The sequence below is a fragment of the Paracoccus sediminilitoris genome, assembly GCF_003259195.1.
GTDB lineage: Bacteria > Pseudomonadota > Alphaproteobacteria > Rhodobacterales > Rhodobacteraceae > Paracoccus > Paracoccus sediminilitoris.
In genome coordinates this window covers 1-5,466 of the sequence record NZ_QJPK01000057.1, presented here as the reverse complement: position 1 = coordinate 5,466, position 5,466 = coordinate 1, and the positions used below count along the sequence as shown (strand labels likewise).

Here is a 5,466-nt window from a genome sequence, read left to right as displayed (position 1 = left end):
CCCGCACCATCGACGTCCATGTCGGCCGCCTGCGCAAGGCACTGATGCAAAACGGCGGCGACAACCCAGTCCGAACCGTCCGCGGAACAGGATACGCCCTGGGCTAGTGTTGCAAAGTTTTCTTTTCTAGATATGCGGTCGCTGCTGTTTCCTGTGGAACAGCAGGCTCGCTCCGTTTTGGCATAGCAAAATTTGCGATGACGATGAATTCGCATTACCTGAAGCACTAAATTAATTAATTGATATTATTAATCGCGATAAAGTTTCTATATATTTTAATTATGATTTAATTTCAGTTATTGCTCTTTCTTTTATTTCTTCTTTTTTCTTCTTGCCCATAATCCGAGCCCTATGGAACATATCATCTTTTCCCGATATTCCGCTTCTAATACAAAACCGTAAAGCCAACTTAAGCCGCTTAACTGTCCACGGATCGGCGTACTTTCCATAAAAGTTGACTACCTCGACGACTTCGGTCCAAGTTAGATATGGCCTTAGCTTTTCGCAGTATCGGAACCAATCATCACCTTCAGAGAAAATTTTTTTTCTATACGCTTCCCCAGATCGCTTTTCTAAAACTGCACCAAATTCATTCTTCTTTAGTGCCCTGCATTTCTTGGCGACTCTTGCACGCTCCCTATCTGTCTCTTTTAAAATATAATTTTTGGCCGATGCCAAAACGGAGCAGTCTAAACTAGATAATACTTCACATTCTTTATAGTTTCTTATCGAACCCTTTATTGAAAATAGAAATAAATTTCTCTCGAAGAATATTTCTAACAATTCCTTTAAATCTTCTTCTGATTTTGCAATTTTGTCGATACTCAGAACAACAAGCATGTCATAATTTTGCATTTCAGCAACTAAACTGCTTAATTTTGGTTGATCTGATATTTGCCGATTAGCTATTTCAAAAACCATCTTTTCGCAGCCCTTTGCTCTAAGAGCTCTCGCTTGCTCAGCAAATGACCGGCTTTCGTCTATGTTTCTTGCGTAACCAAAAATAGTCATATCTTCATAGCTCTCGGCAAGCACTATAACATTTATAGTTTTTCTGCGAATTTTCTCAATTATTAATACATCTTTTCATTTTCGGCGCAGTCAAGACATGCGTCGTAAATTAATGGCGGCAAACTTATGTTCTCATATGCGTATTCATCCCAGACGGGCGCGTCGTCTTTTCAGAGTTTGAGGCATCTAGCCAATAATGTCAAAATTTGCAACGGAAGTGCCAAAACTAGTCTGGTTCATATTTGTATAGACACACTAAGAAGCGAAATACTTGCAACTTTTATCTCGCCCTTTGTCTTCGACCTTTCTTTTATTGTCAGAATTGATCACCAGACAAAAAAGCTACCTCGACATGCGCCATTTAGTTTACGTTGACAAATGGCGGATCCATAGTCGAATTGATGTGATGTCGACGAAGCCGAGGGAGCTTTCGGCGGTCTTGTCATAGCGATTGGCAATGCGGCGGGCATTCTTGAGCTTGTTGCAGCACCGCTCGACGAGTTTGCGCAGGCGGTAGAGGGCCCGATCCACGACGACGCGCAACCTTTGGGACTTGCGCATCGGGATCACCGGGACGTCGTTGCGCGCCTCCATCGTTTTGCGAACCTTGTCGGAGTCATAGCCTCAATCTGCGATCAGCATAGCAGGCGCGGGTAAATTATTGTTCATGACCGCGTCAAAGCCCCGATAATCCGTTGTTTGACCCGGTGTGATGTCCGACCTCATCGGCAGGCCTGCACCATTGACGCAGAGATGGATCTTGGTCGTAAAGCCACCTCTTGAGCGGCCAAGACCCTGTCTCGGAGTCCCCCCTTTTGAGCCCGATGCCTGATGATTGGCGCGGACCACTGTTGTCGCGTAGCCTTTAATTGTGAGATGAGGAATCCAATGAAATCAATGGCTGTTCTTTGCCCTTAAATATGAGATTTTGCCTTTAATTCTGATATTGTTGCCCTTAAACTTAAGACAGGGTTCGCAGCTTCATGTGGCAAATATTGATGGATGATGATGGCGAAGCCTCCGTTGCAGTTGGTGCTGAGGAAGCGCGCAGGGCGGCCGCTCTGCGTCCGCTTGTTCAAGCATATCTCAAAGGAACGGGCAGTCTGGAAAGTGGCATCAATGACGCCGTTTGGGAGCTTGGTGTCAGCAGGGCGACGGTCTGGCGCTGGATAAAGCGGCTGGCAGAAGAGGGTGGGCGCACCAGCGCGCTGGCTCCGCGGAAACGGGGCCGTCCGGCCGGTACAACTTTGATATCCGGCAAAGTTGAATCGGTGATCGAAGATCATCTTCGCCGATATTTCTTGCGCCGGGAGCGTCCGAGCCTCTCGCGCGTCGTGATTGAGATCCGCAGCGCGTGCTGGCAGTAGGGCTTGCAACCGCCGACACGGCGGACGGTTCAACGTCGTCTGGATGCAATGGATGCCCGCGAAGTTGCCAAGGCACGAGAGGGGGCAAAGGCAGCCCGCCAGAAATTCGCGGCCGTCATAGGCGAGAATAAGGCCAGTCAGCCACTAGAGGTCGTGCAAATCGACCATACACCTGCCGACATCATTCTCGTTGACAGTTTTGAGCGCCAACCAATTGGCCGGCCTTGGGTCACGCTGGCGATCGACATCGCAACGCGGTTGGTAACGGGATATTACACCTCTCTCGAGGCACCTTCGCGTCTGTCAGTGGCGCTTTGCCTGACACAGGCGGTGGCCCCCAAGGCGGAACTTCTGGCGGACTTGGCGTGCAATATTCCGTGGCCCGCACAAGGCAAACCGCGGAGCATCCATGTCGACAATGGCCGCGATTTCCAGTCGCATACCTTTCGGACGGCATGTGCGGAATGGGGGATCGATCTGGTCCATCGACCGCCGGGAAGTCCTCACTTTGGGGGGCACATCGAACGGTTGATCGGGACGATGATGGGGGCCGTTCACCTTTTGCCGGGAACAACGCAATCCTCAATCGCGGCAAAGGGCGACTATGACGCCGAAGGCATGGCCACGATGACCCTGAGCGAATTCGATCGCTGGTTTGCCCTGGAAATTTGCCGTCACAATAACAGAATTCATTCAAGTCTAGGCTGCACACCTATTGCCAAATGGGAAGCGCTCTCAGAGCAAATGACGCGTGACATCCCCTTTGAGATGGAAGCCTTTCAGGTGAGCTTCCTGCCGAGCGAACTGCGCAAGATCAGGCGTGATGGCATCCATCTGTTCCAGATACGGTATTGGTCGGATGCCCTTGTAGCTCACATTGGGCGCGGGGACGGAACGGCGGTAGTCCGCTACGATCCTCGCGATATCTCAATGATCTGGGTCGAATTGGAAGATGGCCGATATGTTGAGGCGCGGTACAGGAACCTGGAGATTCCGCCCGTGTCGCTCTGGGAGTATCGCGAAGCCATGAGGAAGGCCCGTGCCCTTGGCAAGTCAGGGTCTAATGAACTGGTCCTGGCTGAGCTGATCCGACAGCAACGCCAGATCGAAGCCGAAAGCCGTGGCCTGACGAAGGCCGAACGCCGGTCCCGTGAAAGAAAAGGGACATTGGAGGGCACCAGCTCGGCCGTCTCGTCAACCGAAGGGCTCCGCGAGATCGATACGGGTGATACATCGCGCCCATTGTTCAAGGTTGAAAGATGGTGAATTGAGGGCAGGGACAACTGAAGAAGACGGCCGGATCGCCCTCATTCAATCGGATATCTGGATCGGCTTTCCACGGGCGGAACAGGTGTTGGACCGCTTGCAGGGCATGATCGAAGCACCACGACAAACCCGTATGCCTGGGCTTCTTGTGCATGGCGCCTCCGGGATCGGAAAGACGATGATTGCCCGAAACTTGTTGCGCAAGTACGCACCGGAATACGATCCGGCGTCGGGCATCACCCGCACACCGCTTCTGCTGTTGCAAGCGCCGCCCGCACCTGATGAACGGCGGTTTTACCTGCACATCCTGGCCGCCGTCGGCGCCCCGGCGACGGCACTGAGCGCCCGCGCTCAAAATGTGGCTTCCCTCGAAGTCCGTGTCATCGCGCTCTTGCGCGACCTTGGCCTGCGGATGATCATGATCGACGAGGTGCACAACCTTTTGGCCGGGACCCACCGCGAACAGCGCCGCTTTCTCAATGTTCTGCGGTATCTCAGCAATGAACTCGAGGTGTCGTTGGTCTGCCTCGGCGTCAGCGAGGCCGTCGATGCCATCCGTGGTGATATCCAGCTTGCCAGGCGGTTGGATGAACATCACCTCCCGAACTGGCGCGACGATGCCGAGTTCTCCGACATGATCCAGACGCTCATCGCGGCAATGCCCCTCGAGAAGAAAACCAATCTGAAGGTCAAGTCGCTTAAGCAAATACTTGCACTGACCGGCGGGGTGACCTCGCGCATCTTCGCCTTGATCAAGGATCTTGCCATCGACGCCATTGTCACAGGCGATGAATGTATCACTGATGACGCGATCGCAAAATGGACGCCGATTTGGTCGCGCCATGCGAACGCTCATCGGCGGCTCGAGAAGACTGCGCTGTGACGCCGCGACCGCTGCCAAAGACTGTCGTACCGTTTCCAAACGAGTTGTTGTCAGGTTGGCTGTCTCGGTTGGCTGCGGCCAACTACTGTGATGACGCCGAACTGCTGGCTCATATCGAAATCGATACCACGTATGGCACCGCGTTGGACTTCAGCATCGACGCGGCTGCGGCAGAGAAGATCGCGAGCGCTGCACGTGTCGCCCCAGATGTCGTGCGATCTTTGACCTTTCCGGCAATGACGCCACGAGAAGCCTCGCTGACGGCCCTGATGCCATTCCAGCATTGTCGGCAATGCTCCCGAGAGGGCCTTTCGCTCAGGCATTGGAGGCGGGCTTGGGCATTCGACTGTCGGGTTTGCGGGACGAGACTTGTGCAGACCCTTGGCAAAACACGTGACGAACAAATACCCGACAAACTGATTTACCGAGCGCGCCGCGGGGCAGGGATGCTTGAGTGCGCCGCGAGATCGCGCGGCCCCAAGAAACTTCGGCGCGCAATGCGCGCAGTCACCTTTGCCATGTCACTCAAAACCTTCCGCGGGGATCCGTCGTTCGCTGTCCAGAACCCCAGATCGGAAGTTAGGCTGTTTTGCCTCGCCGCAATCGCCGCTGCTCGATCTCAGCCATTGGCTAAGGCAGCCATCATCAGCAAAAGCATCGACGAATATGCAAGGGTTGCTCTCTTGCGCGCCTTCGAGAAGGAGCCTCGATTGCTTGCCGCGGTTGATCACATCCCGCAAAGGCGCGCAACAGGCGCAGGACTAATGACGGGCAAATCTCACAATTAAGGGCAAAAATTGTCGCTAAACGCGTCCTGTCTCAGATTTAAGGGCAACGCGACAGCGGTGGAAGGCGCCGCGCGGAACCTGCGGGGTTTGTCGCCCGATCAAAGCGCTGGCCGCGATGATCTGGACGAGAGGGCAGGGGGCCTGCTGATGC

Annotated in this window: 6 protein-coding genes and 1 pseudogene; 5 read left to right on the top strand and 2 right to left on the bottom strand. The window is 53.5% G+C overall.

Features of this window, described 5'->3' with window-relative positions; translation table 11 throughout:
- The coding region (locus DKT70_RS17385) for a winged helix-turn-helix domain-containing protein (RefSeq protein WP_199559622.1) at nucleotides 1-107 on the top strand (107 nt) is incomplete at its 5' end.
- Nucleotides 108-279: 172 nt separating this feature from the next.
- Here DKT70_RS17385 and DKT70_RS17380 read toward each other — a convergent pair.
- A complete protein-coding gene (locus tag DKT70_RS17380) occupies nucleotides 280-1,035 on the bottom strand; it encodes a recombinase family protein (protein ID WP_233490663.1) in 756 nt (251 codons plus the stop codon).
- Between the two features lie 342 nt (nucleotides 1,036-1,377).
- A pseudogene (locus DKT70_RS17375) lies at nucleotides 1,378-1,866 on the bottom strand (IS5 family transposase); the annotation flags it as partial.
- 128 nt (nucleotides 1,867-1,994) lie between these two features.
- Between DKT70_RS17375 and DKT70_RS18555 the strand changes: the two are divergent.
- From DKT70_RS18555 to DKT70_RS17360, 4 genes are read left to right on the top strand one after another with little or no spacing between them, the layout of a single operon-like run.
- Nucleotides 1,995-2,378, top strand: a complete 384-nt coding sequence (locus DKT70_RS18555; RefSeq protein WP_233490662.1) for a COG3415 family protein — start codon at nucleotides 1,995-1,997, stop codon at nucleotides 2,376-2,378.
- Nucleotides 2,379-2,426: 48 nt separating this feature from the next.
- On the top strand, nucleotides 2,427-3,644 hold the full coding sequence (locus tag DKT70_RS17370; protein ID WP_233490661.1) for a transposase family protein: 1,218 nt from the start codon (nucleotides 2,427-2,429) through the stop codon (nucleotides 3,642-3,644).
- Nucleotides 3,631-4,527, top strand: coding sequence for a TniB family NTP-binding protein (locus tag DKT70_RS17365; RefSeq protein WP_233490660.1), 897 nt, complete (start codon nucleotides 3,631-3,633; stop codon nucleotides 4,525-4,527). Before DKT70_RS17370 ends, DKT70_RS17365 begins: the two co-directional genes overlap by 14 nt.
- Nucleotides 4,464-5,315 (top strand): TniQ family protein, encoded by an 852-nt coding sequence (locus DKT70_RS17360; RefSeq protein ID WP_267895669.1) that lies wholly within the window; start codon nucleotides 4,464-4,466, stop codon nucleotides 5,313-5,315. Before DKT70_RS17365 ends, DKT70_RS17360 begins: the two co-directional genes overlap by 64 nt.
- Nucleotides 5,316-5,466 lie beyond the last annotated feature (151 nt).

Excerpts from the sequence above, each read along its gene's own strand:
- DKT70_RS18555 (WP_233490662.1), top strand. The coding sequence starts at position 1,995 with ATGTGGCAAATATTGATGGATGATGATGGCGAAGCCTCCGTTGCAGTT.
- DKT70_RS17370 (WP_233490661.1), top strand. The coding sequence starts at position 2,427 with ATGGATGCCCGCGAAGTTGCCAAGGCACGAGAGGGGGCAAAGGCAGCC.
- DKT70_RS17360 (WP_267895669.1), top strand. The coding sequence starts at position 4,464 with ATGGACGCCGATTTGGTCGCGCCATGCGAACGCTCATCGGCGGCTCGA.